Raw genomic sequence first — 26,387 nt, 5'->3', positions numbered from 1 at the left:
CAAGCCTTATCCCGCAGATGCGCCCACAGAAGCGCCTCGCCCATCAATACACGCCATTCCGGTGGAGTCTTCGCAGCTATGAATATCAACCGCCTTGTCTTCACTATTGAAGACGTTATGAATACCTGTTCCCGTTTCGCCGTCTCTGCTGACTTTGTCGACTACTGCGACATTCGTACGGTGATCGGACTGGACAAACAAGATCTGGAGCTCAGACCCTGGCTGGAAGCCCCTTATATAGGTGTCACCCATCATGGCTATTTCCTTTCTGTATTCGAAATATCCGGGGCATTGCGTGAAATGTCGGAAACAGCCTCAGACGATCATCCGGATGCGTTTGAAGGAATGATCGCGCACCTCGCGTCCACGCTCAGCACCACCTGGAAAAATATCGGCCATAAACTGGCCTTCATTTTCGAACGTGACCCGGAAAAAGGGCGTGACGAAGTCAGCGCCATGATCGCCCCGCAAATGCGTTCAATTCAGCACATCGGCGTCCAGCTGGATGACCTGCTTAATGAGAAGATCAATGTCATTTCTCCGTGGCTTGTTCGTGAGCGCTGCTGGCTTGCCGTCTGGAGCTCTCCGACACTGGTGAGTCATCAGGAACGAACCGATTTTAACGCCACCGTTCGGGCCATTCAGGATAAAGCACCTGTCGCGCGCTTTGGTCAGGAGCCCTGGCGCTGGCAAATGTCTGGTCTGAAGATCCGGCACGACAGCTTTATCACCACTCTTGAAAAAGCACTCGTACGCGGTGGAGACGGCTTGCTTGTCCGCCTGCTTGATGTGCCTGAGTTCTGTAATGAAATCAGACGTGAAACAGCACGCAACAGCACATCGGCCGCATGGCGCCCGGCATTACCGGGGAAGGCTGCGCCAGCGGGTGCGCTTCAGGAGGGCGACGCTACAGCACTGCTAGCTCCCTTCCTGAATCTTCAGGTATTTGGTTGTACGCCAGAAACAGAAGGTAATCTGGTGCATGCAGGGGGGCTGTGGCACGGCATGGTGGCCATAACACTTCCGCCTCAGCATCCCCGCCCCTTCAATGAGCTTGTGAAATTGGTTCCACGTTCCGTTCCCTGGCGCATACGAATCGACATCATGCCTGGCGGGATGAAAGCGCTGGGCTGGAAAAAGACTATTTCATCATTTGGACAATTTATTCCCTCTATTCGCCCACTTTACGACGCTTTCACACAGCTGGCTGCAACGGATGAACGCGATCCGGTCTGCGTGATGACCATTGTGGCGTCCACCTGGGGGCATACCCGGGAAATATGCTCCCGTAATCAGATGCTGCTTGAATCAGCGTTGCAGGGTTGGGGAGTCTGTAACACGACCACCACATTCGGTGATCCTCGCAGGGGATGGGTCAACAGTATGCTGGCCGCGTCAGCGGGCTCCGGCCCTGTTCCGCTTTACCCGCCACTCTCCCATGCGCTATCGATGTTGCCCTTCAACCGACCAGGTACCGTCTGGCGAGGGGAAGGCAACCTGATGCTGCACACGGAAGACGGATGCGCCTGGGAAGTCGGGCTGGGGTCTTCTCGACAGAACAAGCATACCGAACTTGCCCCTGGCGATTCGGGTCTGGGTAAATCGGTACTGATTAATACCCTGACGGAAATACAGGTATCTTCCGCCCAGGTTTCGCTTCCTTATGTGGCTCACATTGATAAAGGATTCAGCGCGATGGGGTTAATCCAGCTGATACGTGACAGTCTGCCAGAAGAGAGAAAGGACGAAGCAGTCGGCATCATACTCAGCAACGACCCGTCTAAGTCACGCAATGTCTTCGACATCCTGTACGGCGCTCGTAAGCCAGTGACACCAGAGAAGCAATTTATCGCGTCCATGTTGACGGCCTTCTGTATCGAACCGGATAAAGGGACCCCGCCTAACCCTACAGATACCCGGCAAATAGTGAATCGCCTGATTGATCTGGCGTATGACATGCGTAGTGGTATTGAGCCAAACATGTTCCGTTCAAACGTAGAGCCAGAAGTGGATGCGGCACTGGAGTCATCCGGTTTGTGGGGTGAGCACGATCCGGAGTGGTGGACCGCGACACCATGGTACGAAGTACGTGACCTCCTGCATGAACGTGGACAGTTATCTGCAGCTCAGCGGGCACACTACCAGGCGGTACCAGAACTTGCTGATATGCCCGCGCTACTACGCAGTGAGGTTATTCAGGAGACTTTTGGCCGAATACAGCGTAACGGCTCACAGGAGCCCCTGGTGGAGTACATTGAGCGCTGCATGATTCAGGCCCGACAGGACTACCCGATGATGGCCAGTCGGACTCGTTTTGCGCTGAACCCGAACACACGCATTATTGCCGTAGACTTAAACAACGTAGCCGGCGATAAGACCCCGGCAGGCAGACTGAAAACCGGCATCATGTTCCTCTTTGCTGGCCACATCACTGCGGGTGATTTTTTGCTGCCGCAGTATCAGGATGAGGTAATGCAAATACTGCCGGAAGCCTACCTCCCGGGCATTATGCGACGCATCAACCAGCTCGATAGTGAAATGAAAACCAAAATCTATGACGAACTGCACAACGTCAAAGGCATTGATTTCATCTTCGAAGCACTGGATACGCAGGATCGTGAACAACGTAAGTTTGGTATCCGCACGGTGCTGAGTACCCAGTTCCTTACCGACTATCCGAAAAGCCTGCTCGACTCTGCCAACACCCTCTGGCTGCTGCGCTTCCGCCAGGAAGATATTCCACTTTTACGGGACAGTTTTAAGATCCCCGAACACAATCTTCATGCATTCCTGCGTATGCCAGCTGGTCCGGCTGCAGACGGTAGTGGCGTACCGATGCTATGTATGATGCGCACAACCCAGGGGACGCTGGCACGGATTGTCCGGTTTACGCTCGGACCGCTGGAGCTGTGGTCGCTTAACTCAGACAAAAAAGACGGCGCGCTACGCAGAAATCTCTCGGATACGATCGGTACTGCCCGTGCCCGTCAGTTACTGGCGGAGAAGTTCCCTCGCGGATCCGCAAAAAAACTCATTGAGTACAGGGAGCGTAACAGTGGCGCCCGTGGTGATAAGGGCGTCATCGAATTGATGGCAGACGAAATGATAAATGAGCTGGGGTATGACCTTTGATGTGTTCCATCCACCTGACGCCACGCTGTCGCCGCCCGGTAAAGGGCCAGGTCAGTCTTTCCCGCCTGGTGATCGATGCCGACGGCGTGGAGTTCGTCCTGCCGTCCCGGCACTTCCGTACAGACAGTGCAGTGAACTCCCGGGCGGTATACGCGACCGATCGCCGGGCAACGCAAGAGGCCTGTGGCGTGCTTCTTTCACTCAAAGCGCGACCACGCCAGCTGGTCACAACAGCCATCTGGCAGGTCAATGAGCCAGGCGAACCGGTGCGGGAATCGCGTCATGTGGTCCAGTGGTTGCTACCTGAAAATACAGGGGCGGTGTTAACTGATGATACCTGGTTATGGCCGGAGGGGGCAGATACCCCACAACTCAGCTCGGGAGACTGGCCGGTACTGGATATCACCCCTCCAGCTCATGCAAGAATCACGCGTCGTGGGCTGACAATCATAGACACCCGCAGCCGGGAAGGACGTATCAGCAGACGCTTTCAGACCTTCCCTCTGGTCGCCCTCGCCCCCGGCACACAGTCAACCCGCCTTCCCGGCGTGTTTACCCCGCTCAAATAAACGGAGAATCTCATGCTACAACGTCATCTCCCCGCGCTGGCGCTGGCCATCGCGTCCAGCCTTCCCACTGTTGCCAGTGCTTTAACGGTCAACGTGAACTCCAGCGTTCCGATCACGACTCAGGTTCTGCCTGAGATGGCCACCATCCAGGCAACTCTGGTCGAAATACTACAGATGCAACAGGCAACCGGCACAGCCATCACACAGAACGCCGACAAGCTCGGCGCCCTGATTAATCAGGATGGGCAGGCTACTCGTCAGCAAATGATTTTCAATAATGAAACCCAACGTCTGGAGGAGGCACGGCAGAGTTTTTCGGTACCGGATTCGATCTGTAGTGATTCCGCATCCGGTGTGGCAGCACAAAGTAAAAGTGCATCAGGCAGCGCCGCGTCAAAACTCTCATCAGGCAAAGGTGTTTCCAGTTCAGCGGTGCGGAAGAGGATTTCTACAGCATCGGAAGAACAGGCCCGCGACGCTTATGACGGTGCGAACGTACATGCCGCGTACTGTACGGCAGCAGAATATGAACGCTTTGGCGGAACCGGTATCTGCCCTGCCGTCAGTAATTTGCCCGGAGGTGACAGTCAGGTACGCTCCATCTATGGCGGCGCGGGACCTGAAGGGCAGGCACCGGCACTTTCCTGGTCACAGGAACAGATTGATGCCGCTATGGCCTACATGAAAAACACGGCTCGACCTTCAGCAGGCCGCACGCCAGGCAAAGGTGAAGTCAACACTGTTACCGGTCGTACGTATGTAGGGTTGCTCAACGAGTACAACGGTATCATCGATGCCGCGTCTGAACCTCAGCTCTCGCTGATTGCCGACAGTAAGACCAGTGAAACCACCCGTGATGCCCTGAAAGAAGCACTGCAGTCACCTTCCGCAGCGCAGTATTTTGACAATGTGGCTTCGCCGGAGGCGAAGGCGAAGGGCTACATGAGCCAGCGAGAATTTGAATCGTTTGAGGCCGGACGTCGATATGCCAACACAGCCTATCTCTCCGACCTGCAGCAAATGGACGGAGATAACCTTATGCGCGAACTCATCCGAACTACGGCACAGATGAACTGGCAACTTAACGACATTAAAGAGTTGCTGCGCAAAGGGAACGTGATCGACGGCCAGCTACTCGCCGCCTTTGCCCGCCAGTCCTACGCCCCACGTCTGAAACAACTCGAATCAGCCATGAACCAGGGAGCTGCCAAATGACACTGGAAAAAACAGTCGCACGGAAAAAAGGACTACCTGGACGTATTACCCGGGGACTGCTGAGCATATTTCTGCCATTGCAGGAAACGAAGTGGTATTTGCGGGCTGCCCGGCACATGACATCACGAAATATTGAGCGAATGCGTGATGCTTTTCCGGAGCTCATTACTGACGACAAACCGCCGGCTTCTCCTGACTGGGAAAAAGCCGTTGCGGAATCAGGTTGTACCCCCGCACAGTTGGATGAGGGGTATGTGAGCCAGCGCAGGCGCTGGCGAGTGCTGTTCTGGCTTATGGCCATACCGGTTCCGCTTGCAGCACTGACACCATTCATTATTGGTGGGAGTATCTCCGCGCACCAGATCAGCACCTGTGTGGTGCTGTTTTCCGGTGCTGGCGTGGCATGGTCAAAAGCGCTAATCGTAACCTACCGACTGTGGCAGTTACGCAACCGTCGCGTAAGTCTTGCTGAAAGAGGCACCTTTCAGCATTTCATGGCGGAAACCCATGCCGTACGAGATGCCATTCTCGGGAAATAGCTGCCCTTCTCTGCCTCCTGCCGACATCCCGGCATTCATGCATTATCCGGAGTTACCGTGAAAAATCTCATTCGTGCGCTTTGTGCAGGGCTGCTTATCTCTGTTACCCCGGCACGCGCAGGTGTCACTTACGATGACATAGTCTCTGCTGCAACCAATGCACAGGACCTCTCCCGACAGGCACTGGTCACTATCTTCGGCGATGTGGTGCTGGACCCTCTCGCCGCCGGCAATACCACGATGATCGGGAATCTGTTTGCTCTGTTTAACGGAATTATCGCCGTCCTTGCCGTCGTCTGGTTTGTATTTATTGGTCTGAAGCACATTAATAAAACGGGGCATCAGGGCAAGGTATTCAGCGGGGATCGCGATATCACCAGCACACTGAGCACAGTGTCAGGATTTTTGATGATTATCCCGACCGCCAATGGCTGGAGCATGTCCCAGCTCATAATTCTCTGGGGCGCGTCGATTATGGGCGTAGGTTCTGCCAACCTGATGGTGTCCAAAGCAGCCAGTGATATTGCCAGCGGCTACTCCCTGACTGTCCAGCCCACACAGGCTTCGACCCGAACTTCTGCACGCGGTATTTTTGAGATGCAGCTTTGTAAATATGCCATCAATACTGCGCTGGACGATTACAACAGCACGGCAAATTCGACCACAGCCAGAATGGCAGGGGTATCCGGTTCTTCTGGAGGGAATTATACCTACCGGGTCACCAACGGCAGCGGTGTGTGCGGCACGGCGACGATACCGGAACAACAGAAATCGGACTCCTCGTCTGGTTCCGGAAGCTTCTTTAACCCCTTCAGTAACCGCGATACAAGTGAAGTGGTGGATGCGCAAAACAAAGCTATGGAAGCAATGATCCAGGATATGGACAGCGCGGCCAGCGAGTTTATGGCAGGGTTTATGAATAAACGAACAACCGGCAACGGCACACTCCCGGATATTGAAACCCGCATTCAGAGAGCAGCCAGTACGTACGAACAAACTGTTCAGCACGCACTACCGGCGCAGAGTGAACAAAATGGCATACAGGATGCTGTCAGGAATTACCTCGACACTTATGGTTGGGCGGCTCTCGGTGCCTGGTACCAGACTTTTGCAACGGCCAATCAACGCCTGACAGAAGTTGCCAGTCGCGCGCCGGCAACCAGTGGGATGTCATCCCTTGGGGAAATTGGCAGCGGAGACCTGTTCAGTGCGGTAATGAGCGCCTACCGTACCCAGTTACAAAACTCTAATTATGCACCTCCAGCAGGTACAGCAACATCACAAAACGAGTTAAGTGCTTCTGAAGGTAATGACCCAAATAGCATATTAATGAACTCGTTCGCTCCATTTTTCGTCAGTTTAACCAGCAACATCGCAACAAATTATAGTGGGACAGGAACCTCAACAGGGCAGGTAAACCCATTAGTTAAAATGAAAAATGTTGGAGATTACACGCTGGTTGCAGCGGAGGGAACTTTAACAGCATACACGGTCATACGGGCTGCTGTTGCGGGTGGAGAGTCATCCCTTCTCGGGAAGGTTGTCAATATGACAGGAGCAATTAGCGCTGTAGATAAAGGGCTTGATGCCATTTCGCCAGCAGTATATTTCTTGTTACTACTTATGTTTAGCGCTGGATTTACACTTTCAATCTATTTGCCATTTATTCCGTTTATCTTCTGGATGACTGGTATTGGTAACTGGATTGTCAGTGTTCTAGTAGGTTGCGCTGCGGGACCTCTATGGGGGGCAACTCACCTAGGTACGTCTCAGGATCGAGGCAGTCGTGCGGCTTATGGTTACATTTACTTTATAGATACCATGATTCGTCCCGCACTTATGGTTTTTGGATTTTTCTTTGCATCTGTTGCGATTGTTGCTACTGGCACTATCCTTCATGCACTTTTTGGTGTCGCACTGGTCAATGTTCAAGCCAACTCGTTAACAGGTTTATTCAGCATGGCTGGTTTTTTAATGATCTATGCTCGAATTTGCACGACACTGGTATCTAGCATATTTGCCTTACAGGCATATTTACCTGACTACGTCATTTCGTTCCTTGGCGGTAGAGATGCAGCAAATACTCTTGGAAGCATGGCTGGTTCTGTCAAAGATATGTTCGTAGCCGGTGGGAGGAATATACGGCATACCCCTGGCGTTAATACGAAGGGTATGAATGGTCCAGGGGAAACAAATAATGATGGAATAAAAAGTTGAGATGTGGACATCTATCCAGTAGTGCTATAACATTGAGTGAAATACCTAAGGAGGGTTTACTGTGAAAGATAGATTCCCTAAGTGGTGGGTTTTATACTCTGTTGCAAAGTCTTTATTTTTAAAGTTCGGTATAATCTCTTTCTTGCTGATTTTTTTTCTATGCTCCATTTCAATCATCATGGATGAGTACGTACGCCCGGAGGCATATCTATACGCCATAACAAGTTGCTTACTGTTATTCGGTCCATTTGCCATCAATTATGTTATAGCCAAGAAACGCAAAAAAAAGATCCTTGCTGTTGTTGAGAAAATCAAGGAGACGGGTCATTTCAAACCGGAAAGCGGTTCTGAGGGCTGGCTCTTCTGGAAAAGTACCTACCTGGGTTTCGACTTTCAGCAAGGAACCTTTTTGTACGTCCGAATCTACCCGGGCAATGTCATGGATGTCATTGGCTTCGATGCTTACAGCCTGACACGTACAGAGGTTGAAGATTCAAAGTTGCGTCTCTTCACAAGGTTCACATCATTGCCGATGATTCCTATCGATACCGGTGCTGCATCCAGTATTGCTAACCATCTGCATGCAATGAACAACAAAGGATACACCTATAACTTCAACTTTAACGATGTCGTGAATAAAAAACGTGCCGAGATCGAATCTCTGACAGGGCTACCTGTTCCCGTTCTTGCCTGAAACACATCCAATACCCTCCAATAAATAGCCGGTTTAATTGCCGGCTATTTTCATTGATTTCATTAACGCAGATCATCGCTCTGAAAATTCACTTTAAAACAGATGATGATAATAAAAACCACAACCCATCTTATTAATGACCCTCACTAAAACAAAGGAGATCCGTATCAGATCCTCAACAATCTAATATTTGACCAATCAATATAATTTCACCTGCCGTTATCACCAGTAAATACGCTTGCTAACTTTTCGTAAGCTCGGGCTCTGCTGCCCTCTTTTATTCAGTTAGTCTTCATCGTTTTTATTTAGGGAGCTTTTCCATGACATCCGCTCGCGCGGGAACGACTGATCCGCTTGAATTTCTTGGAGCCCTCGCCATCCTGGGCATTATGCTTCTGCTTGTTGCATGGCTGTTCTTGCCTGAGTTTGTGTACTGGTCATGTTTCATTTTGCATACCCTGTGGGGCATGGCTGATTTTGGCCCCTTCCACACCTGGGCCGCACCGCGTTATAACCTGCTGGCCGTCACCGCCAACAATGCCGAAAACATCACTTACGATCAGTGGATCAACGTGATGAAGCAAACGACGGTGATCCTGATGATATTCCTCATTCCCCTGTCTACCGCTTCGCTGTGGAGCTGGTTATGCCATCCTGCACGAAACTGGCAAACGCGACGGGTACTCAATATCAGCACGCTGCCCTTCGCTATGGAAACCATTTCTCCTGCAATTGCCCCCATTCTTAATGAGGGGAATTCCAGTCGCCTGTTGCTTGATAAACGTCGTCAAGAAAGACGTCCGGCACAAAGCCCTGAGGGTTTCGCTGAAGAGCATGAACTCATCAGTAATATGCAGCTCGATGTTGCCCGCTGCAGGGCTGTTTTTATGGCCCAACTGGGGCGTCCACTTAATGGATGGAAAAGTCTCGCCCCTCATGAAAAGGCATTATTCGCAATATTCGGCCTTCAGTTTTTCCTGGACGACCGACCGGCCGCACGTCAATTAATGGATGCCCTGAACCGCTCCTGTCGGATAAAAAGCCGCCGTGATAAGGGGAAATTCTCAGTTCCGGTCTATGCGCTGGCGAGAACCGCTTTTAAGCGCGTCATCCAGAGCGAAGGCGCGAAACAGTGGTTGCGTGAGCACCGTTACGTCAGAAGTGGTCTGGTCTGGCTGTACGCACATGATTTACGGCTGACACCACCTAACTGGCTATGGCTAAAGGGGGTAGACCGCCCACTCTTCTATGCCCTGCACCGGGCAAACACCACCAAAGGATTTATTGAAGGTGCAGGTATCGTCGCCGTCGCCCGCACCGAGAGTGAGGCTATCCGACTTGGCCTCCCCTGCCCGCAAGCCTGCGTCGATGAAGCCATTGAGGGATTGCGCATCGATATGCTGTCCCTGGGGCTAATCTGGAACGAACCTCAGCCAGACCGCGACCGCAAGCGTCGCATCCGGACCAACTGGTCACTCACGGAAGACGTCATCACTCGCCCGGGTGACGATGACGATCTCATCTTCTGAAATTTCGCTCATTTCTGACGCTAATTATCTTACTGTCTACTGGAGTCTCATTATGTCGCTGGAAAGCACCTACACCACCTTTCGTTGTAACGACACCATTGTGGTTTTACATCAACACGGACATGGTGTTCCTCAGGCTCTGTTCACCTTTCGTGAGCCTCAGCGTATGGCCATCCACGATAAAAAGCTCATCGCTTTTTATCCATATTCAGCAGAAGCCGTGACACTTCTTGATGACCCGATGCACGATGCAGCGGAAGTCTTCAACACCATAGCGCGACACCTCAAAACCCAGAGTAAGGCAATAATGAAACGCCGTATGAAGTCCCTTGCCCTGTTTGTGAGCGGCGCGCTGATAGCATCTTCGTTATGGCTCCTGGGTACGGACAACCATTTCTCACTCAATGTGGGAAACCAGACACTGACTATCCCGGCAGAACCAGGCGCAATCGCACCGGCCCGGCCGCGGCAGACTGCCGCTGTTCAGGAGCCAGCCAACCCGGCGGCAGGCAATACAGTCATTCAGGCTGCCCAGGCTGAATCCGACAACATGCAGAATATTATGAAGGAAAGTCATAAATCCTTACCGGCTTCGCCTTCTGAAGCCCTGAAAACAGCACCGGCAGCGGTAACGTCAACCACATCAGTAAAAAAAGAAGCGACGGAACAGTCAGCGCGACAGAAGATGGTGGAAATACTGAAGCGCAGTACCGATCGAGGTCTGTTCACCATCCAGCTCTCAACCGGGCATGAGCGTACGCTGTATGCATTCCTCGATCCAACCTGTGCGGTCTGCAGAAGTATGGAGCCGGCAATCGAACAGCTGGCGCAGCGTTACAACGTTGTTGTATTCCCTGTATCAGTCGTGAATGACGGCGGCGATGCTGTAGAGAAGATCATTCCGGTTTTATGCGAGAAGGACCAGACAGCTCGTGCTGTTGCATGGAGTGTTCTTTTCCGACCGGACGCAGGTATGCTGGTTCCGGGACAGACAACACCTCCACAGGTGAGCTCAGACTGTTCCGCGTCGGCTCAGGCCGTAGTAGCCGTAAACGATACTGGCTTCCGCACCTTTGGTTTTTCAGGTACGCCGACAGTGCTGACTGACACGGGCATTCGCCTGGCAACGGGCATGCTGACCGCGCCGGATAAAATTGATCACTTCCTGAAAATTACAGATCCAATGTCACCAGAACAGGTCGACCGCTTTGTGAGTTCCCTCAGTATCCAGGAGTAAACCATGAATTATACGCCCGTTAACCAGGCGCTCATGAAGCGCAATGCCTGGAACTCCCCTGTTCTTGAGCTTTTGCGCGACCACCTGCTGTATGCCGGAATTATGGCAGGAAGTGTGGTGGCGGGGTTTATCTGGCCACTCGCCATACCGCTTTTGCTTTTGCTGGCCATCGTGGCCAGCATCAGCTTTGGAACACACCGCTGGCGTATGCCCATGCGAATGCCTGTCCACCTGAATAAAGTAGACCCCTCTGAAGACCGGAAGGTACGACGCAGCCTGTTCAGAAGGTTTCCCTCACTGTTTCAGTATGAAACAACGCAGGAAAGTAAAGGTAAGGGAATATTCTATCTCGGCTACAGGCGAATGAATGATATCGGTCGCGAACTCTGGCTCACCATTGATGACCTGACCCGTCATGTGATGTTCTTTGCCTCGACCGGTGGAGGGAAAACCGAAACCATCTATGCGTGGATGCTCAATTCATTTTGCTGGGGTCGGGGCTTCACCTTTGTTGACGGTAAGGCGCAGAACGACACGGCGCGCACCTGCTACTACCTGGCCCGCCGCTTTGGGCGTGAGGATGATGTGGAATACATCAACTTCATGAATAGCGGCATGTCCCGCAGTGAGATGATCCACAACGGTGATAAAAGTCGGCCACAGTCTCACCAGTGGAACCCCTTCTGCTATAGCACTGAGGCCTTTGTTGCTGAGACGATGCAATCAATGCTGCCGACCAACGTACAGGGGGGAGAATGGCAGTCCAGAGCAATTGCAATGAACAAGGCGCTGGTTTTTGGCACAAAGTTCTATTGCGTCCGTGAAAACAAAACCATGTCGTTGCAGCTGCTGCGCGAGTTTATGCCACTGGAGAAACTGGCAGAGCTTTACTGCCGTGCCATAGACGATCAATGGCCAGAGGAAGCTGTCTCTCCGCTCTATAATTATCTGGTAGACGTACCGGGTTTCGATATGGCCACCGTTCGCCAGCCTTCAGCCTGGACAGAAGAGCCGCGCAAGCAGCACAGCTACCTGACTGGGCAGTTTCTGGAAACCTTCAACACATTTACGGAAACGTTCGGTAATATCTTCGCTGAGGATGCCGGTGACATTGATATTCGCGACAGCATTCACAGCGACCGGATACTCCTGGTCCTTATCCCGGCAATGAACACCTCTCAGCACACAACCTCTGCACTGGGGAGAATGTTTGTTACCCAGCAGAGCATGATACTGGCCCGGGACCTGGGACATCGTCTGGAAGGGCTAGATTCCGAAGCTCTCGAAATCACCAAATACAAAGGCCCCTTCCCCTACATGAACTATCTCGACGAGGTGGGAGCCTATTATACCGAGCGTATTGCCGTTCAGGCCACACAGGTACGTTCCCTGGACTTTTCTATCGTCATGATGAGCCAGGACCAGGAGCGCATTGAAAGCCAGACCTCAGCCACAAACGTTGCCACCCTGATGCAAAACGCCGGCACTAAGGTTGCGGGTAAAATCGTAAGTGATGATAAAACGGCAAAGACAATCACTAATGCCGCAGGACAGGAAGCCCGGGCGAACATGGTCAGCCTGCAACGGCGTGACGGTATCATTGGTACCTCCTGGATCGATGGCGACCACATCAATATTCAGATGGAGAACAAAATCAATGTGCAGGATCTGATTAAATTGCAGCCAGGTGAGAACTACACGGTGTTTCAGGGCGATCCGGTTCCGGGAGCATCCTTCTACATCGAGCCGCAGGACAAAACGTGCAATGCACCCGTCATTATCAACCGATACATCACGATTAACCCACCGAACCTTAAGCAACTACGTAAACTTGTTCCACGAACAGCGCAGCGACGTCTTCCTGCTCCGGAGAACGTCAGCAAAATCATTGGTGTTCTGACAGAAAAGCCCTCGCGTCGGCGTAAAGCGGCAAAAGCTGAACCCTGGAAGATAATCGATACCTTTCAGCAGCGTCTGGCCAATCGCCAGGAAGCGCATAATCTGATGACTGAATATGATACGGACCACCGTGGACGGGAAGAAAACCTCTGGGAAGAAGCGCTGGAGGTAATCAGAACAACCACTATGGCAGAACGTACAATACGGTACATCACGCTTAATAAGCCTGAATCGGAACCGACGCAAGTAAGCGCTGAAGAAATTCAGCTCGCACCAGATGCGATACTGAGAACGCTGACACTCCCGCAGCCGGCTTATATTCCTCCTTCCAGATATCGAAACGAGCCATTTATCTCCCCGAAACTGCCTGATTCACCACATCCGGATATGGAGTGGCCAGAGTGATAGTTCAAAAAAATTGTCTTGTTTCAGGAACAGCTGCCGATAAACAAAATGATATAGAAATGAAGGAAATGAAATGAAGAAACTACTATTTGCCGCCCTCTTTGGTTTTTCATGCGTTGCCGCTGCAGCGCCCCAGCCCGTTATCGACACCGATGCCGTGGCGCAGCTGACTGAAATCCGTAACATCCTCCTCACGAACCAGCAGAAGGTGTACGCCTGCTCCGATGGCGAGAAGCTTTATACTGTTGGGTTGCAGATAAAACACGATGGTTCTGAATACAAATGTGTTTTAAAGAAAGACCATGCTGAATGGGAATTAGTCCCACGCATCGCATTCAACTAAATAAGGCCGCGAAAGCGGCCTTTTTTTTGACCTGATTATGCTACCCTCCGGATTGGGCACAGATTCACACTATCCCGTTCTGCTGGCAGTACGAGAAATTGATAAGTATGATTGATAAAACAGGGGGCAGAGAATGAACATTCCTAAACAGACACTGGTTTTATCTATTGCAGGTTGCTCACTTCAGTTATTCTTTATTTTCGCTTCTTTCATAGGTGCTGATGATAGTTTTGCTGTCTTCTGGACATCATGCGGCTTTGCCTATGTATTGCTTGCGTTCCATGTAGTCACGGGCGTTGTCGCTTGTTATGACATAAAACATCCTCTAAAAGTTTAAAAGGCCGCATTTGCGGCCTTTTTTATTTCTTATCTGCGGGCTAAATTCCATCTGGTCCCCGAATGCTTATAACGGTGAAGGTGGTTTCCAGTTTGGTCCTGACTCATTGCGCACAGCTTCTGTATTACTCCCCTGATTCGTCATTTCAGCAAAGCGCATCTCGCTTTCAACACGCACCTGGTCGACCTCCGGTCGCGAGATCTGGTATTCACCTTCATCACGGTGGTTCACATTGTGCCATGCCACCATTTTGGCAAAAGCTGTATTGAACTGTTCATTATTCCCTTCCGGAGCCATCGCGACGCTCGGAGAACGGCTGAAGAGAACCGGCGCGACTTTGACCATATCCCGCTTAAGCGCATCGTAATCGCCACTGTTCCGGAAAATAACCCTGTCGCCATAGTCGGTACAAATATGGCGGCCTGTCTCCGGATCGCGGAACTGGACGCGACCGTTCTTCTTCAGTGAAGCCCGCAGGCCAGGAACACCGGAATACATCGGCGTTCCGCCTGGCTCACAGATAACGACACATCGGTTGTCTGTTGTAGATTTCACCGCATTACCACGACGATCCCTGTAATCCCATCCTCTCAGCTGCGATATCGCAGCCTTGTCACCTTTCACCGCTTCAGCTTCAACCCACTGCCGGTAAGACGGCGGATACCATTTCCCCTGCCCGATAAGCTCAGCTCGTTCAGCCTTCATGGTTTCTTTCAGCGCAATCAGTGCCTGCATGCGCTGAAGCTCTGCAATATGATAATGCAGCTTCCTCACCAGAGGGTCACGATGTTCGATACGGATGCGCGCTTTACGTATCCTGCATTCGTCATGAATCGCCTGGTAACGTTCACGGCCATGCAAATCAGGGCGCTGCCAGTTAGCCCGCCAGGCTGCATAACGGGCTTTCAGATCTTCTCGCGCAGCTGCGCGCGCTTCGCGACGCTGGCGACGCAATTCAGGATCACGCTTCATACCCGGAATATCGCGGTCGCTCACGGCCAGTTCCGGATTGTAACGGCTGGCCGGCTTAACACGTTCAAAGATGTCTGCCGGCACCGAAACAAACGAACCAGCATGGGGTTCCGCACGCGCAAGCGTCAGATCAGGATGAACGTGGCTGGCCTTTACAGGGGTCTGTTCGTGATTGTAAGCGTCCATCACAACCAGGCCCTGCTGCTCGCGCATCAGCAACAGCCCCTGACGCGCCAGTAGCTCATGACAGCGTTCCCAGGTAAATTCACCACTACCGATAAGCGACTCAATGTCCTGACGGCAGTGTGAAACCGCATAGCCCCAGAGGCTTTCCTTATCAGAGAAAATCTCACGTTTCAGCGCCCCCTGCGGGCCCGAACCTGTTCGCAGTTTTCGCCATTCCCGGTCGGATACTGGGGTGGCTTCCAGACTGCCGCCGGTGAACTGTTCCGCAGGGGGAACCTGCTGGAAAATGTCTTTCGGTACCGGCTGCCAGCCTCCTTTATACGAGTCCAGAATAGCCTTCGTTAGCGCAGGCCACACACGTTCCGCCCTGACAGGTGTACGCGTTGAGTCATACCCGTCACAGATAACCAGACGGTCATGCTGTTCTTTCAGATACAGTCCAGACTGTGCCAGAAGCGTATGCACTGACTGTATGGTTCGCTGCGTTGGATCCTGATCAAGTGCAATCAGCGGCGCCCGTAAACGTGCGATCGCATAGTCCGATAAGGATTCTTTCTCTGTCATCCGTTCAGGGCGAGACGGCATAATAATCTTGTCTGGTTCATAGCGGCCGACAGCCGGAACTTGCGAGAAAATGTCCTGTACAGGAGGAACAAACTCACCCAGTTTACGAATAAGTTTATCGGTATCAAAGGCGTGTCCAAACGCAGAAAGCGTAACGCCAGGACGTTCACTGTCCCAGCCATCCTTCACTTTTAGCTCGCCGCTCTCCTTTGTCAGGAACAGGCCTTCTTTCGCAAAACGCTGATGGAGAGAAGACCAGTCGGTCACCGGTGACTCCCGTAAACCAGCTATTGCCGTGTCAGCGATATATTCTCTCAGGCTCTGATTACGGCCACGTTTCCAGGCACTTTGACGATCGCGTTCAACAGAGGTACGACGAACAATACGATTATCAGGGGCAATCACATAGCAGCCATTGTCAGGTGAAAACCCATGTTTGAGCTCCAGTTCACGACAGGCCTTACTCAGTTTTTCCTGGCTGTAAGCAAGACGGTTAAGATAACCAGTCTCCGGATGTACGCGATTTACAGCGATGTGAACGTGGAGGTTATCCGTGTCAGTGTGAACGGCAGCAACGAACTGATGGCCCGCTAAACCGAGACGGGAAAGTGTATGGCTGACCGAATCGTAAATCTGTTCAGGGCGCGGACTTTCGTGCGACTGCCAGCTCAGAATATAGTGGAATACAGGGTCGCTTTTGTTATGGGCAAACTTCGTTTTACGTGCGGAGAACTCCATTTCTTCAGCTGCACTTTCAATTGATGTGCAATTGTGGAAACAGGTCACACCGTAAAAATTCACCCATTCCCCGCCGTCAGGCATCACGTCAACCAGCGAGATAAACGACTCATCACGCAGTTTAGTAGCGTAGTCAACCAGACGGGAAAAGCGGCTGCTGTGCGGCATTTCTGGCTTTGTTCCGGAAGCTCTAACGGCTTCCATTAAATCATCATCGCGCGGCTCATCACGAACAGAAACGTACGAAACCAGGTCCCCAAAGGAGGACTTGCCGTCTTGTCGTTTCGGTGGAATAACCGGGATCATGATGTTGTTCTTCTCTCCGTGCTAACCGTTGTTCATGAGTTTATTTCTGAGCGTGGTCGACAGTTCTGTTATTGCGACAAGGACCGTGGAGTATTCCTTATCACCCACTCGTTTCCCTTCAACAAAGAGATGCTTTTGCAGTCTCCCCAGCCTTAAAAGCTCGGTCATAAAGCTGTCGTCGATGAGTGAAATCATCTTTCTGTTCATCGCTGCGTTACGGATATAAGCCGATACGCTTTGCCCCACTGCTTCCGCTTTCTGTTCAATCTCTTCGATTTCATCCGGCGTGAATCTCAGGGTCTTGATTACGGTTTTCTGCCGTTTATCACTTCCCCTTCGGGATGCTTTGTCGCTCATGTGTGCTCCTTACTCGGGTGTCGGGGCGGAGCCCTGACCAGGTGGCATTTGTGATATCGTGCGTGCGCGGTATTACAAATGCACATCCTGTCCCGTCTTTCGAGTCATTATACGCTTCGCTGGCTGTTTCGCCTAGTGGCGATTTGACGGCATAGGCAGTGCGGAGCACTGCCACTTTTGAGTGGTCAATGTTATGATTTGGATGACAATATTCTGAAAGGGGTAAGAAGATGAGTAAGAAGGCGTTTTATTCAGATGAAGATATCGAGCTAGCAAAGGTTACTCTGGCTGGTTTACCGGATCTGACACCTCAGCGCAAATCACAAAAGGAATTTCTGGATGCAATCCGTGATGACCTGTTAGCACTGGTAAAAACCAAAGGTTACACGGTCTCAGACATTAAAGAGACACTAAAAACCACGGGGTATGAAATCAGTGAGAGAGCACTTCGTGAAATCGTTCGTGATGCTGATAAAAACAAACCAGCCCGTAAAAATCGCAGGTCGACGGCAGAAAATTCGTCATCACCAACGAAATAATTCCTGCATCCTGAAGATGTGATGTACTGAAATTTTTCTTACCAGGATGAAATATTTTTTCAGCCTGGTAAGAAGGGAGATGATATAGAAATTACCATTCAAAGGTCGGAACGTCTGCCAGCATTTCTCCCCATGAAGTAAAATGAACCATGCTGATGTCAGCCTTTATCATGGCAGTGTAAATCACTATTCTCGCCGCTTTTGAAATACCATGATGTTTCAGAATGAGAAGCGGATAACTGACGGCATCAACACGAATGATGTAACCCAGATCGGATTCATGGATCCATTCGCTTTCATACTCGGCGTGACATAGTTCGCTCAGAATCTCGCTATCCCTCCGCGTAATATGGCTCAGACTACATTCCAGAACAGAACGCAAAACTTTGTGATTAAGTTCAGTACGCTGTCCCCATCCGAGCGATGCAGTAACATCCTCCCATGTCCATTTAGGGTTATCAGGAACCTGAGCAGTAAGCTGTTTAAATGGCAAGCTAAGTGCCGTCGACAGGTTCAACCCTGATGCAATAATACGCGGATAAAGTTCACTGGCTGTACATGAGGAAATCAGTTCTCCATTCACAAAGAGAGCTTCATCACCGTTATCAAGACGGATACAGGTGACGCCATGAGGCGCACGGGATATGTAGTGTGGCATGTTCCATTCCTTCCAAAAATGTGCCGGATAATACTCCGGCACTGTGTTATTAAATTACCGCCCCGTTGCAGGGCGGTGGTTATCAGGCGTACGCGCGGGAAAGCTCAAGCGTACTCAGGACGTGATCCCATTCAGCCCCGTTAAGTGCTGGAATATGGATCGGTTTATGAATACGCCCGCAACGGACAAGTGATGTCCCCAGTTGTTTCAGATGTGGCGCGATAGCGTCTGGTTTCAACGTTTCGCGGATTTTCCGTGGATGACGGGTTTTAACCCGCTCCTTTACAAAGTATTCGCGACATGCGACGATGAACTGGTCTTTCATAGTGCCTCCTCAGAGTCATTGTGATAACGAGCTGTTACAGCAGCCCGTGTAAACAGGCAGGGCACCCGCCCTGCTTTTTTATTGCCAGTCTTCCGGCAATATCCTGCGCGTCTTACGACGCAAATCTTGCAGGCCATCCGGCCTTTTCTGCCGTCGTCCTTTTCCGTTTTCTTGCAATGAGGGAAATGCCTTCATTACGCTAATGCCCTGACAGGGTGACGATGGAAAGCAGGGGTGAAGGACAGATTATTTGGAGCCTGCGAGAAAAAATCTGGACGGAAAGCGTCAGCGTCCCTTGCTGAACAGAGGCGCTCTGTCAGAGTGCATAAGTAATGAAAGGCTTTCACGGCAGAAACGGACAGGAAGGCAGAAGGCGCCGGTTAATCCGGCGTTCCCTTGCGGCCGCCGTGGCGGTCAGTGGGAGCGGCGCTGCCGGAACGGCAGCTGCAAGCGGGATGGGTTCAGGTATCGCTTGCTATCCGTCAGGACGGAGACGCGTGCGGCTCCGCGTAGCGCGGTGGGCGTACGGCCACCACGCGAAGTGCAGGCGACGACCCGGCAGCGACGGGGAGCCGAAGGTACCCAGATGTCAGTCCTGACAACATGCTTTTCGTCGTCATTTAGCATCACATTAATCCACAAAAAAAAATCAATAAAAGTGCAGAATCTGCACTTTATTCATATATACTTTCCCACAAAAAAAACACTAAAATAAGTGCAGAATCTGCACTTATTTAGGTATCAGAAAATGACGGGTTACGAACTTCGTTTATGGCGAAAAGGTATGAACTGGAGCAGTGACAGGGCGGCCGAAGAGCTTGGAGTCAGCCTGCGAACATGGAAAGTTTACGAGAAGTCGGAAAAGGTATCGCGGGTAGTAGAGCTGGCAACCGTAACACTTTCTATCGCTGCTGCTGTTCCTTCCTTCGGACACCGGAAAAACACCAAAGAAAAGATAATTACCATGATCCAGACTCTAACCGGAGCAGCTGGACTCATCGGGAGGCGCTGAGCACCTCCCCTGCCCGTATCAGGCGGCTTTCGATAAATCGCACATAAAGTCCATCATGGCTTTAAGTCTGCGCTGAGTGTTCAGCTTCGCTTCAAAGTCGTTGAGATAGTAAACAGGCGTATACCGTACACGATTGAACTGCATCGTGAGCGTGTTCCCTGTCACCACCTCCGCCGCAATCCCCAAAAGAGACAACTGGATAAATGCCATATCGGCAGCAACCGGATCAATATCGATGCAACTGGCGAACAGGTGCGCGGACGGATTGATATCAGCCTCAAGTAGACATTCAGCATAGGCAATAATCATTCCTGCCGAACCGCAGGCCGGATCGCTTATCGTCGCGATACCCTCCCGCGTGACCGTCTCTTTGATGCCGGAAACCAGCATTCTGGCCATCATTGACTGGACAGAATAGGGGGTAAAATATTGCCCCATACCTCCCGACCCCAGCTCAAGCTCCATAAAAATTGAGCCGATGAAGTCATGGAATTTAGCCTCCAGCGCGCAAACCATCAGACGGAACAACTCATGAAAATTGCGGATATCGTCCGCATCGTATCGCGCGCAGATCTTCCGGCAGTTTTCCGCGCTCTCTGGCGTTCTCACCCGCGCAATATCCAGTTCGCTCGCGGCAAGTCTGACAAAATCGCTGAATACATCCCAGCGGTGAAGGTGGCGGGCAGTCTGGTTAAACAGACTGATAAACTGCTTACGCGCAGTGTCGATGCTGATAAGACGCGGGGGGACTTGCTCTGACTGGACAGCCGGAGCCGTCTGCACGACAGGGCGGGCGGCTCCGCGCCTTTTTGTCTCATTGAAGAAATCGGCAAAGCTAATCTGGGTCATGTTTTTTTCTCCTGTCGCCCCGTCAGGGGCGGCGTTGTTGTCAGTTACAGGCGCGGCTCAGTTCAAGCGTGCGCAGCACATGACCCCACTCGCTCCCGCGCATGGCGGGAATACGTACGGATCGCCCCTTTTTCCGGCAGTGCGCAATATGACGCCCCAGTGCCCGCATTTCCGGACTGAGGGCATTGCAGGCGATTTCACCGCGTTTGATACGCACCTGCTTTTTCACGGGCGCGTTTTGAGCCTCCTGCATCTGGACATAGAGGGCGGTTGGTGTAACAATCGAAACTTCACTGAATTGCATGGGTTTGTTCCTTTTAGTGAAAGCCGGATTTTTTCGTTGGAATCGCTCAAATCCGGCGTGGATGGAGCAGGTGTAAGCCTGCTTTTTTCATTTCTGGCTCTGGCTCTCAGGGCTGAATGCTGCTTTCACCTTCGCCACGATATCGGCGTGATTCAGGTTGCTGTAATCACGTACGCGGAAATAACGCTTTCCAATACGGACAAAAATGTCCGTCACGTTCATACAGATCATCTCTGCCAGCATGAAGGTTTCAGTGTCCTGCGCGGTGTCACAACGCCAGTTGATCATCGGTGGGTGCATTCCTGCCGCATCGTGGAATTTGTTCACATCGATTTCCACGGGGGCGATCAGTGCGGACTTTTCACGGCTCAGCCAGTAGGCCATTTCCGATTCGGCGCTGGCGCTGGAATCAAGAGAAGCGAAAGAATCAGTCGTGTGTAAATGCATGGTTTATCTCCTTTTATCAGTACATGCCGGATATCCGGCGTGGGGTTACAGCTGTACGTATTGCAGGTTGCGTTTCAGTTCAAAAAGAAAATCAGGTTGAAACGACCAGGCGCGCCAGTTAAGCGTTCCGTTGGTGCGGATCTCCACCTGCACATCGCCGTATCGGGACACATCGGACACGGTGACAGTGACGCCCTCTTTCAGCGCAGTGGCCTGAGCCACCCACTCCTTCGCGACAGAAACAGGGTTTTGTTCTTCCTCCATCTTCCTGGAAGATTCTTGAGCGGCGGTTTTGACGTTGACGTTTCGTGTGTGCATCCTGGTTTTCTCCTGTGGTGATGGTTGCCCATCTCCCTGGTGAGTTCTCTCGCGGCAAAGGGCAAAGGAGCGACGGCGGGGCGGCAGGAAAAGGGCGCAGACAAAAGTTTTTGCAGTCCCTTGCAAAAAGTTTTGGCGGCGTTCATTTAACCCTTTGGATGACGTCCTGACGGTGCTACGACCAGCCCTCCGCGTGAGGACACACGGGGGATGGACTCACGCGGGTGAACAGGAGTGCACACACCCGACACGTCGGAACGGCGTGTCGCCATTAGAGCGACGGCTTCGCCGGCGCGGTGAAGGCGTTCCGGACGGTACGGCCGGAGAAGCCGCAGTTGTTGACCTTTGCCATCAGACCCTAGCGATAGCCCGAAACCGCTTGCGGGTTCGGCGGAGACTGGCTGGTGCGTAAGCAGCTGCCTGGCGGAGTGGGGCTCGACGACTGGACCGCCACGCGGGCCAGGAGCCGAAGGTGGCCATTGCCCTGCCCGTCTTTCTGGCTCTGCCCATCACGGAACTGCAGCGAAGAGAACTAACCAGCAGGATATCGATCAAAACAGACAGGATGAGGCACTCGGAAAAGTCCTTTCTGAAGCACAGCTTCAGCAGACTAATCGCAACAGCGTGAATTAACAGCAGCCAGGAATTGATTGATTGAGCGAGGACAAACCAGAGGGAGCAGAGGGGCAGCGCCGGAGGCGCGCCCCGCTTCCCCCGAACCCCGCAGGGGTACGGTCCGTCCCGGAAGTTCAGGCGTGCGGTCGCGTCGGGATGGAAAAAGGGGCTACCGGCGAACCGGCAACCCCTTCATAAAGGCGCTTCAGGCATGTCAAACCAACTCAGCCCTGAAAAGGCGGGGTTTCCCCCGCCTCCAGGTTGCTACTTACCGTTGGATTCGTAAGCCAGAATTGCAGCGACCTCCCGTTGTCCGTCCCTCAGGCGAATTTCGCAAAGCGATTTTCGCGTCAGGTAAGTGAATATCAGCAGTGTGAGACACACTATGAGTACGCACCAGATAACGGTACTTCGCGGCAGTTTCATGGTTTACTCCTCCTTGCATTAAGCACGGTAAGAGGCCATACTGTTGTTGATCAGACATACAGGGGGCCTCGTGGGTTAATGAAAATTAACTACGGGGCTTTCTGCTTTCTGCCACACAACACGGCAACAAACCACCTTCACGTCATGAGGCAAAAAGCCTCAAGCGCCATCGCCATTATATCCCGACGAGCCGATTCTGCCCAGGAATAACAGTCTGATTACTGGATAAATCCTGACCTTTACCTGATTTACTCAGGATCACTTCTGCCTGTGGACCAGTTATGTATCTGTTCGTCGAGCGCTTCAAGATGCTGATCAATGCTTTCTGCGAGTCGCTCACTTTCAGTCTCCAGCCAGCCGCTTAATCCGTCCCACTCATAGCACATCTCTTTCAGCTTTTCCGACATAGTCCGAAGTTTATTGCGCTGGCTGCGGGCAACCTTCAGCTCCGTTTTCCACGGATTGTTTCTCACGGCCATATAGACCTCAGCGTGATTTTGTTCGGTACCATCCAGCGCTCCAGCTCTTTCTCCGCCGGTGTTGAGGATCCCGCCACATCATGTACATCGAGAACAATGTCTTGCGCACGGTCGTAGTAAGCCTTCACCAGATGAGACAACGAGGGGCTGCGTTCCGTCCACGCCCACAACATTCGCTGGATGTCATAGTCCCGTATATCCTGCTGGGACCAGAACTCATACCATGCACGCAGTGTCTCCGGTGTCTGAAATGCCAGGTCGATTTCAGCCTGCCCCACGCGGTTCTGGTACTTCTCTTCCTTTTCACGGTGTCGCCGTGATTCCTGACGGGAATAAAGATTATCCTCGCGCACTTCCCGCTGCGTGTGGCGCTCTCTGATGCTGAACGCCTGCTCCGGAAACAGGTTCTGCACCATGTTGGTACCGAGCGGAGGGTAACACAGGCGACCGCGGCTACTGATCAGTATGTCAAACGCCTCTTCATATCGGGCCAGAGAAATTTTATCGCCCTTCAGCCAGTACGCCCCGCGCACCTGGTTGATCGCCTTTCCACTAATTTTACTGCTACCAGTCAGGAACCGGAAAAATGCTCTGGAATAGGGATACGGCTGCGGGTGTCGGCTTCCGTACCGCCCGCCCCCCTCTTCTACGGCAATAATGGCTCGTAACGCTGCCTCACGCTCCGGCAGTTGCGTGACAAGAGAAAGGTGACGAGGGATCATCAGGCCACCTCCATGCGCAGCGTTGAGAGAATATCGAATATTGAGTATCCATCACTGTCCAGCCTGCTGGTCAGGCTCAGCACATGGTTTATCACAGCAGCGTCAGATTGTGGGCATGAGCGGATACAGGATACTTCCTGCCCTTTTCTCCAGACCAACAGCATGATCCAGTCCTGACTAAACTCACCAGGACTACACAGAACCACTTCAAATCGGCCATGAGTGGGCGAAAAACGGATCTGCACGGGAAATAAGCCCCCGAACTCGCTACGATACTCCCCGTTAACATCCCAGTTTTCAGGCGCACTCAGTGCCCCCATAACAGCGTGTGTCATCTCACGGCGGTAGGAGTAACCAGCGGCGCGGCAGGTTTCGAAATCTTCACCGATCATGGAGGAAAGCTTAAAGTTTGGCATATTCATCAGATATCTCCTTATTGCCGCCCCGTAGGGCGGCTATCCTTATCAGGCGGCAATTGCCGCGTTGTCAGTGTCGGTATCGGTGCTGTCTTTTGCATCAGGCTGCGGTGACTGTAACCATGCAGGAACCCAACGGTTCTGCTTCATAAAGAACTCCGCATGCACTGCCGCGTCGCCTTTCTTCATTTTTTCTGCGTCAGCAGCGGCACCAGTCAGACCTGCATCTTTAAGTGAAGTGACTATCTGTGAATGTTTCAGGCTACCGAAGTAGTTCTCTTTTGTAGGCTGCCACCAGTCGCGAAGGTGAAAACCTATCGCGGCCTCAACCGTATCGAGAGGGCTACGTGATGTGTGTCCATTATCACGCGTCTGTACACCATCTACGGAACAAGCCGCACAGAAGGCCAGCAATGACATCAGTACCTCTCCGTTCAGGGCGAAGAAGGTCGTGAAGTCCTTCTCCCATCCTGCTGGCAGCAGGGTTTTCAGGCGCTCTTTTTCGGTCATCAGGGCTTCAAACGCTGCGCCTTCTTTACCGGATGGGGCGTTCTCAGTGAGGCTGCTGTGAGAAACGGTCAGGTTGATACGGAACGGATGCGGCGTGGTCACACATCCAGCAAAAACGCAGGTACACATACGCCAGACCATAAGCGCCACAGCCTTTTCAGGTTGCTGCATTAGCGCGGCCTGTACCGCCAGAGTGCGCTCGGATGACATTTTGGTGAGCAGCGGGATGCTGATCCCTTCTGCTGCATCAGGTCGATGCATATGAGTCACGGCAGGAGACTGCGCGGAATCCTCTCCGTTACTGTCATGGTCAGGTAAATCAGACATGCGGCATATACCACGCTGAATACGAAGCGCACCGTGCATGTAGCTCACCACCACGCCTGATTTTGCTTTCAGATCTTCTGTCCACCCACGAAGCTCAGCGGCATGTTCAATGAGGGATATTTCGCTGCTAATGGCCTCGGCTTCATCACTGTCAGGATCCAGAGCGTTAAATTTGTCGGACAGTTCATCGATACGGCGGCTGTCATCTTCGCTGTAGATTGCATCTGGCTCCGGTAGAATGCGGTAGTCCTTTCCGTCAGGTCCGTAAAGGTTAATTGCAGCCAGACGTCCGGTACCCCACATCCAGCCCTCTTTTTGATGGATTTCCTGAGCGATCAATTCAAGTTTTTCCAGTACCAGACGTTCAACAAGCAGACTGTCTACTGTTCCGTCCCCTTCCTGCTCACTGAACAGATCTTCACGGACAATTCCGCCTGCGGCTTCATAAACTTCCCGCCCGATAAATGCGAAACGTGGATGCGAGACAGAAATTTCACTTTCCGTAATACGATTTTTAAGTGCGTTTACGGTAGTGCGTCCCCATTCCTCCTTTACGCTTTCGTAAACAGCAACCTGACGCTCAGGATCGCTTTCAAGACACAACACCTGACACTGTTCAACATCAAGCTGACCTTCTGCCAGAAGTGCAAGCAGTGACGGGGCAAGACTGGCAAGTTTGAGCATGCGCTGGACGTGGCGGGAACCGTACCCAAGCACCTCACCAATCTGCGCGGGAGTTTTTCCCTGCGCCGCCAGTGTACCAAACGCTGTGATCTGCTCGGCAGGGTGCATGGTTTCAAGCTCGTTGTTCTCGGCGTAAGAAGCCTCAACAGCAAGCTCGTCGCTGACACGTTTAACCGGAACCTGATAATCTGGTTTGATACGCCCCATTTCAGACATGAGCGTCAGCGCAGTCAGACGCCGACCACCTGCTGCCACACCGTATTTTCCCTCGGGCAGGGCATGGACAACCAGATTGTGAAGCAGTCCGAGGCTTTCAATGGAGTTAGCCAGTCGCTTAACGCTCTCGGTGGTGTAGGGCATCGTGCGTACGTTCAGCGGTGATTTAATGAGATCGGTCAGCGGAACATACTCAATGACTGCCGCATCGAGGGCTGTTTTCAGCGCCTCGTTTCCGGCAGTTTTATTCTTACTGGTTTTTTTTGGTGCTTTTGATTTAACATCTGCAACTGTCATGATT

At 52.1% G+C, this 26,387-nt stretch carries 26 protein-coding genes and 1 pseudogene; 13 read left to right on the top strand and 14 right to left on the bottom strand.

Translation table 11 applies throughout. From position 1 onward, the window contains the following. The first annotated feature begins 78 nt into the window (after positions 1–78). From FY206_RS25050 to FY206_RS25005, 11 genes are all read left to right on the top strand, one after another. Entirely contained in the window at positions 79–3,132 is a 3,054-nt protein-coding gene (locus FY206_RS25050) for a hypothetical protein (protein ID WP_022649998.1), read from the top strand. Beyond that, complete coding sequence (locus tag FY206_RS25415) at positions 3,132–3,701, top strand: hypothetical protein (protein ID WP_022649999.1); 570 nt, start codon at positions 3,132–3,134, stop codon at positions 3,699–3,701. The genes FY206_RS25050 and FY206_RS25415 overlap by 1 nt, the downstream gene beginning before the upstream one ends. Positions 3,702–3,713: 12 nt before the next feature. After that, entirely contained in the window at positions 3,714–4,916 is a 1,203-nt protein-coding gene (gene traW, locus FY206_RS25045; RefSeq protein WP_022650000.1) for a conjugal transfer protein TraW, read from the top strand. Further along, entirely contained in the window at positions 4,913–5,455 is a 543-nt protein-coding gene (gene traX, locus FY206_RS25040) for a conjugal transfer protein TraX (RefSeq protein WP_022650001.1), read from the top strand. The genes traW and traX overlap by 4 nt, the downstream gene beginning before the upstream one ends. Before the next feature lie 57 nt (positions 5,456–5,512). Continuing rightward, positions 5,513–7,672, top strand: a complete 2,160-nt coding sequence (locus FY206_RS25035) for a DotA/TraY family protein (protein WP_022650002.1) — start codon at positions 5,513–5,515, stop codon at positions 7,670–7,672. A 61-nt stretch (positions 7,673–7,733) separates the two neighbouring features. Beyond that, positions 7,734–8,366 (top strand): plasmid IncI1-type surface exclusion protein ExcA, encoded by a 633-nt coding sequence (gene excA, locus FY206_RS25030; protein ID WP_022650003.1) that lies wholly within the window; start codon positions 7,734–7,736, stop codon positions 8,364–8,366. A 320-nt stretch (positions 8,367–8,686) separates the two neighbouring features. Further along, on the top strand, positions 8,687–9,895 hold the full coding sequence (locus FY206_RS25025) for a secretion/conjugation apparatus DotM-related subunit (RefSeq protein ID WP_022650004.1): 1,209 nt from the start codon (positions 8,687–8,689) through the stop codon (positions 9,893–9,895). Beyond that, complete coding sequence (locus FY206_RS25020) at positions 9,876–11,132, top strand: hypothetical protein (RefSeq protein WP_126530067.1); 1,257 nt, start codon at positions 9,876–9,878, stop codon at positions 11,130–11,132. The genes FY206_RS25025 and FY206_RS25020 overlap by 20 nt, the downstream gene beginning before the upstream one ends. 3 nt (positions 11,133–11,135) lie before the next feature. Beyond that, positions 11,136–13,436 carry an F-type conjugative transfer protein TrbC gene (gene trbC, locus FY206_RS25015; protein ID WP_022650006.1) on the top strand — a complete coding sequence of 767 codons (2,301 nt, stop codon included), beginning with the start codon at positions 11,136–11,138 and terminating at the stop codon, positions 13,434–13,436. Between the two features lie 73 nt (positions 13,437–13,509). Continuing rightward, positions 13,510–13,779, top strand: a complete 270-nt coding sequence (locus FY206_RS25010) for a hypothetical protein (RefSeq protein WP_022650007.1) — start codon at positions 13,510–13,512, stop codon at positions 13,777–13,779. A gap of 133 nt (positions 13,780–13,912) precedes the next feature. Continuing rightward, the gene (locus FY206_RS25005) at positions 13,913–14,116 is read left to right on the top strand and encodes a hypothetical protein (RefSeq protein WP_123839396.1); all 204 of its coding nucleotides are present in this window, start codon (positions 13,913–13,915) and stop codon (positions 14,114–14,116) included. Between the two features lie 66 nt (positions 14,117–14,182). On the opposite strand, the gene FY206_RS25000 is transcribed toward FY206_RS25005, so the two are convergent. After that, the gene (locus FY206_RS25000; RefSeq protein WP_022650008.1) at positions 14,183–16,882 is read right to left on the bottom strand and encodes a relaxase/mobilization nuclease domain-containing protein; all 2,700 of its coding nucleotides are present in this window, start codon (positions 16,880–16,882) and stop codon (positions 14,183–14,185) included. A gap of 21 nt (positions 16,883–16,903) precedes the next feature. After that, positions 16,904–17,239 (bottom strand): plasmid mobilization protein MobA, encoded by a 336-nt coding sequence (gene mobA / locus FY206_RS24995; protein WP_022650009.1) that lies wholly within the window; start codon positions 17,237–17,239, stop codon positions 16,904–16,906. Between the two features lie 230 nt (positions 17,240–17,469). On the opposite strand from mobA, the gene FY206_RS24990 reads away from it, so the two are divergent. Next, positions 17,470–17,778, top strand: a complete 309-nt coding sequence (locus FY206_RS24990; protein WP_022650010.1) for a hypothetical protein — start codon at positions 17,470–17,472, stop codon at positions 17,776–17,778. A gap of 91 nt (positions 17,779–17,869) precedes the next feature. Here the strand turns inward: FY206_RS24990 and FY206_RS24985 are convergent, their stop codons facing one another. Further along, positions 17,870–18,436 carry a DUF5983 family protein gene (locus tag FY206_RS24985; RefSeq protein ID WP_022650011.1) on the bottom strand — a complete coding sequence of 189 codons (567 nt, stop codon included), beginning with the start codon at positions 18,434–18,436 and terminating at the stop codon, positions 17,870–17,872. A gap of 82 nt (positions 18,437–18,518) precedes the next feature. Continuing rightward, on the bottom strand, positions 18,519–18,761 hold the full coding sequence (locus FY206_RS24980) for a hypothetical protein (protein WP_022650012.1): 243 nt from the start codon (positions 18,759–18,761) through the stop codon (positions 18,519–18,521). Positions 18,762–19,545: 784 nt separating this feature from the next. On the opposite strand from FY206_RS24980, the gene FY206_RS24975 reads away from it, so the two are divergent. Beyond that, complete coding sequence (locus tag FY206_RS24975; RefSeq protein ID WP_369798832.1) at positions 19,546–19,773, top strand: XRE family transcriptional regulator; 228 nt, start codon at positions 19,546–19,548, stop codon at positions 19,771–19,773. An 18-nt stretch (positions 19,774–19,791) separates the two neighbouring features. Here the strand turns inward: FY206_RS24975 and FY206_RS24970 are convergent, their stop codons facing one another. The 10 genes and pseudogenes from FY206_RS24970 to FY206_RS24930 form a co-directional block, all read right to left on the bottom strand. After that, on the bottom strand, positions 19,792–20,622 hold the full coding sequence (locus FY206_RS24970) for an N-6 DNA methylase (RefSeq protein WP_022650014.1): 831 nt from the start codon (positions 20,620–20,622) through the stop codon (positions 19,792–19,794). 40 nt (positions 20,623–20,662) lie between these two features. Beyond that, complete coding sequence (locus FY206_RS24965; protein WP_022650015.1) at positions 20,663–20,926, bottom strand: hypothetical protein; 264 nt, start codon at positions 20,924–20,926, stop codon at positions 20,663–20,665. Between the two features lie 87 nt (positions 20,927–21,013). Next, positions 21,014–21,373, bottom strand: coding sequence for a hypothetical protein (locus FY206_RS24960; protein ID WP_022650016.1), 360 nt, complete (start codon positions 21,371–21,373; stop codon positions 21,014–21,016). Positions 21,374–21,418: 45 nt separating this feature from the next. Next, positions 21,419–21,691 carry a hypothetical protein gene (locus FY206_RS24955; RefSeq protein ID WP_022650017.1) on the bottom strand — a complete coding sequence of 91 codons (273 nt, stop codon included), beginning with the start codon at positions 21,689–21,691 and terminating at the stop codon, positions 21,419–21,421. A gap of 879 nt (positions 21,692–22,570) precedes the next feature. After that, entirely contained in the window at positions 22,571–22,693 is a 123-nt protein-coding gene (locus FY206_RS24950; protein WP_176483648.1) for a type I toxin-antitoxin system Hok family toxin, read from the bottom strand. Further along, positions 22,641–22,751: pseudogene (locus FY206_RS25690) on the bottom strand (DUF5431 family protein); the annotation flags it as partial. The gene FY206_RS24950 and the pseudogene FY206_RS25690, both read right to left, overlap by 53 nt. A 229-nt stretch (positions 22,752–22,980) precedes the next feature. Continuing rightward, a complete protein-coding gene (locus tag FY206_RS24945) occupies positions 22,981–23,211 on the bottom strand; it encodes a hypothetical protein (RefSeq protein ID WP_022650019.1) in 231 nt (76 codons plus the stop codon). Next, on the bottom strand, positions 23,202–23,933 hold the full coding sequence (locus tag FY206_RS24940; protein WP_022650020.1) for a plasmid SOS inhibition protein A: 732 nt from the start codon (positions 23,931–23,933) through the stop codon (positions 23,202–23,204). The genes FY206_RS24945 and FY206_RS24940 overlap by 10 nt, the downstream gene beginning before the upstream one ends. Further along, positions 23,933–24,355, bottom strand: a complete 423-nt coding sequence (psiB, locus tag FY206_RS24935) for a conjugation system SOS inhibitor PsiB (RefSeq protein WP_096149266.1) — start codon at positions 24,353–24,355, stop codon at positions 23,933–23,935. Before psiB ends, FY206_RS24940 begins: the two co-directional genes overlap by 1 nt. Positions 24,356–24,397: 42 nt before the next feature. After that, positions 24,398–26,383, bottom strand: a complete 1,986-nt coding sequence (locus FY206_RS24930; protein ID WP_022650022.1) for a ParB/RepB/Spo0J family partition protein — start codon at positions 26,381–26,383, stop codon at positions 24,398–24,400. Positions 26,384–26,387: the final 4 nt, after the last annotated feature.

It is taken from the genome of Enterobacter chengduensis (assembly GCF_001984825.2).
GTDB classification, from domain to species: Bacteria; Pseudomonadota; Gammaproteobacteria; order Enterobacterales; family Enterobacteriaceae; genus Enterobacter; species Enterobacter chengduensis.
This window is presented reverse-complemented; position numbering and strand designations above follow the sequence as displayed.

Coding starts and splice junctions, on each gene's coding strand:
- FY206_RS25050 (WP_022649998.1), top strand. CDS start 79: ATGAATATCAACCGCCTTGTCTTCACTATTGAAGACGTTATGAATACC.
- FY206_RS25415 (WP_022649999.1), top strand. CDS start 3,132: ATGTGTTCCATCCACCTGACGCCACGCTGTCGCCGCCCGGTAAAGGGC.
- traW (WP_022650000.1), top strand. CDS start 3,714: ATGCTACAACGTCATCTCCCCGCGCTGGCGCTGGCCATCGCGTCCAGC.
- traX (WP_022650001.1), top strand. CDS start 4,913: ATGACACTGGAAAAAACAGTCGCACGGAAAAAAGGACTACCTGGACGT.
- FY206_RS25025 (WP_022650004.1), top strand. CDS start 8,687: ATGACATCCGCTCGCGCGGGAACGACTGATCCGCTTGAATTTCTTGGA.
- FY206_RS25020 (WP_126530067.1), top strand. CDS start 9,876: ATGACGATCTCATCTTCTGAAATTTCGCTCATTTCTGACGCTAATTAT.
- trbC (WP_022650006.1), top strand. CDS start 11,136: ATGAATTATACGCCCGTTAACCAGGCGCTCATGAAGCGCAATGCCTGG.
- FY206_RS25010 (WP_022650007.1), top strand. CDS start 13,510: ATGAAGAAACTACTATTTGCCGCCCTCTTTGGTTTTTCATGCGTTGCC.
- FY206_RS25005 (WP_123839396.1), top strand. CDS start 13,913: ATGAACATTCCTAAACAGACACTGGTTTTATCTATTGCAGGTTGCTCA.
- FY206_RS25000 (WP_022650008.1), bottom strand. CDS start 16,882: ATGATCCCGGTTATTCCACCGAAACGACAAGACGGCAAGTCCTCCTTT.
- mobA (WP_022650009.1), bottom strand. CDS start 17,239: ATGAGCGACAAAGCATCCCGAAGGGGAAGTGATAAACGGCAGAAAACC.
- FY206_RS24990 (WP_022650010.1), top strand. CDS start 17,470: ATGAGTAAGAAGGCGTTTTATTCAGATGAAGATATCGAGCTAGCAAAG.
- FY206_RS24985 (WP_022650011.1), bottom strand. CDS start 18,436: ATGCCACACTACATATCCCGTGCGCCTCATGGCGTCACCTGTATCCGT.
- FY206_RS24980 (WP_022650012.1), bottom strand. CDS start 18,761: ATGAAAGACCAGTTCATCGTCGCATGTCGCGAATACTTTGTAAAGGAG.
- FY206_RS24975 (WP_369798832.1), top strand. CDS start 19,546: ATGAACTGGAGCAGTGACAGGGCGGCCGAAGAGCTTGGAGTCAGCCTG.
- FY206_RS24970 (WP_022650014.1), bottom strand. CDS start 20,622: ATGACCCAGATTAGCTTTGCCGATTTCTTCAATGAGACAAAAAGGCGC.
- FY206_RS24965 (WP_022650015.1), bottom strand. CDS start 20,926: ATGCAATTCAGTGAAGTTTCGATTGTTACACCAACCGCCCTCTATGTC.
- FY206_RS24960 (WP_022650016.1), bottom strand. CDS start 21,373: ATGCATTTACACACGACTGATTCTTTCGCTTCTCTTGATTCCAGCGCC.
- FY206_RS24955 (WP_022650017.1), bottom strand. CDS start 21,691: ATGCACACACGAAACGTCAACGTCAAAACCGCCGCTCAAGAATCTTCC.
- FY206_RS24945 (WP_022650019.1), bottom strand. CDS start 23,211: ATGGCCGTGAGAAACAATCCGTGGAAAACGGAGCTGAAGGTTGCCCGC.
- FY206_RS24940 (WP_022650020.1), bottom strand. CDS start 23,933: ATGATCCCTCGTCACCTTTCTCTTGTCACGCAACTGCCGGAGCGTGAG.
- psiB (WP_096149266.1), bottom strand. CDS start 24,355: ATGAATATGCCAAACTTTAAGCTTTCCTCCATGATCGGTGAAGATTTC.
- FY206_RS24930 (WP_022650022.1), bottom strand. CDS start 26,383: ATGACAGTTGCAGATGTTAAATCAAAAGCACCAAAAAAAACCAGTAAG.